The 1578-nt window shown below is 34.2% G+C and carries 3 protein-coding genes; 2 read left to right on the plus strand and 1 reads right to left on the minus strand.

Features of this window, described 5'->3' with window-relative positions:
• The coding region (locus ACI3VO_RS02510; protein WP_439756400.1) for an HAD family hydrolase at positions 1 to 553 on the plus strand (553 nt) is incomplete at its 5' end.
• 72 nt (positions 554 to 625) lie between these two features.
• Positions 626 to 1237 carry an AAA family ATPase gene (locus tag ACI3VO_RS02515; RefSeq protein ID WP_439756401.1) on the plus strand — a complete coding sequence of 204 codons (612 nt, stop codon included), beginning with the start codon at positions 626 to 628 and terminating at the stop codon, positions 1235 to 1237.
• 49 nt (positions 1238 to 1286) lie between these two features.
• Here ACI3VO_RS02515 and ACI3VO_RS02520 read toward each other — a convergent pair.
• The coding region (locus ACI3VO_RS02520) for a carbon-nitrogen hydrolase family protein (protein ID WP_439756402.1) at positions 1287 to 1578 on the minus strand (292 nt) is incomplete at its 5' end.

Genomic DNA, 1578 nt, shown 5'->3' on the forward strand with positions numbered 1-1578 from the left:
ATTTGACAAATTAAATCTAAAAAGAGCTTCATACGACGATATTGTAAACACTGTAGGAATTCCTCTAGGAGAAGCATACACAATTTTAACTGGAGACAATAGCGAAGATAGCATAAATTTATTTAAAAAATACCAAAAAGAAAGATCCGACCAAATCACAGTCAAGGAGACAGTGTTCATCGGAGAAGCAAAAAAAGTGCTACAAGCTCTAAAATCAAACGACAAAAAAATCGGAATAGTTTCATCAAGATGGGGACAAAGAATCAACGACATATTAGTAAACCTAGAGGCTAGAGATCTTGTAGACATAATAATAGGCACAGAACATGTTGAAAAATACAAACCAAACCCAGAAGGCCTATTTAAAATTATGGATATGATGGAGGTAAAAAACGCACTATACATAGGAGATAGCTACATCGACGCCGAAACTGCACAAAATGCTAAAGTCGACTTCGTAGGTGTTACAACTGGAACTACACCTAGAGAAAAGCTAGAGAGCTATCCAAATGTAGCTGTACTAGATGATATAGCTGCCCTTTTAGAAATATAAAAATTTTCTTATATAAAAATATCAATTCTGCTATAATTATAGTATAGATAGTTATAGAAAGGGGTAATAGCTATGAAGAAAAATTTAATCATAACAATAAGTAGAGAGTACGGTAGCGGCGGAGGAGAAATAGGCAGAAAATTAGCCAAAGCTCTAAACATACCTTGCTACGATAAAGAGTTACTTACAATAGCAGCAAAAGAAAGTGGTTATTGCCAAGAATTTTTTGAAAAATACGATGAAAAGCCTATAAAATCATTGAGTTATTTTTCATACGATCAAACAAGCTCTTCACTACCTTTAGGGCATCAATTATTCTTGAAACAATTCAATATAATTCAAGATTTGGCCTCAAAGGAATCTTGCATATTTGTAGGTAGAGCAGCTAATTATGCATTGAGGGACAAATTTGATTCTATTGACGTATTCATACATGCCGATTTTGAGACTAGAAGACAAAGAGCTATAGAAGAACACGGCATAGAAGAAAAGAAAAGTGCTAAGACAGTCAAGAAAATAGACAAGGAAAGAACATCCTTCTACAATTTCTACACAAGTATGAAATGGGGAGATGCTAGAGATTTCGACCTTTGCATAAATACTAGCAAGATAAGTATAGACGAAGCTGTGGAAATAATTTTAGAAGCAGTAAAAAGACACTATAAACAAGAAGATGACAAATAAATAATGCAAAAGCCTTCTCTGATAAATTACCAGAGGAGGCTGTTTTTAATTAAAAGTACATTTCAGGTCTATGTAAAGTTATGTAAGGTCTATTCTTACGACTTTCTTTGCATTTACTCAAATCTATATCAACAGTTATCAGCTGTTCCTTATCGTCTGACTTAAACACAACATTTCCATCGCAGTCTATTACAAGTGATTCTCCAGCAAAGTCCATATTTCCCTCTTTGCCGACACGATTACACATAGCTATAAACACGTTATTGTGGTAAGCTTGAACTCTAAGCTCCCATTCGAACATCTCAAGTGGCTCGTCCTTTGTATTAGCAGTAGGTATTATA

Source organism: Intestinibacter sp. (assembly GCF_051866655.1).
In the GTDB taxonomy this organism is placed as follows: domain Bacteria; phylum Bacillota; class Clostridia; order Peptostreptococcales; family Peptostreptococcaceae; genus Intestinibacter.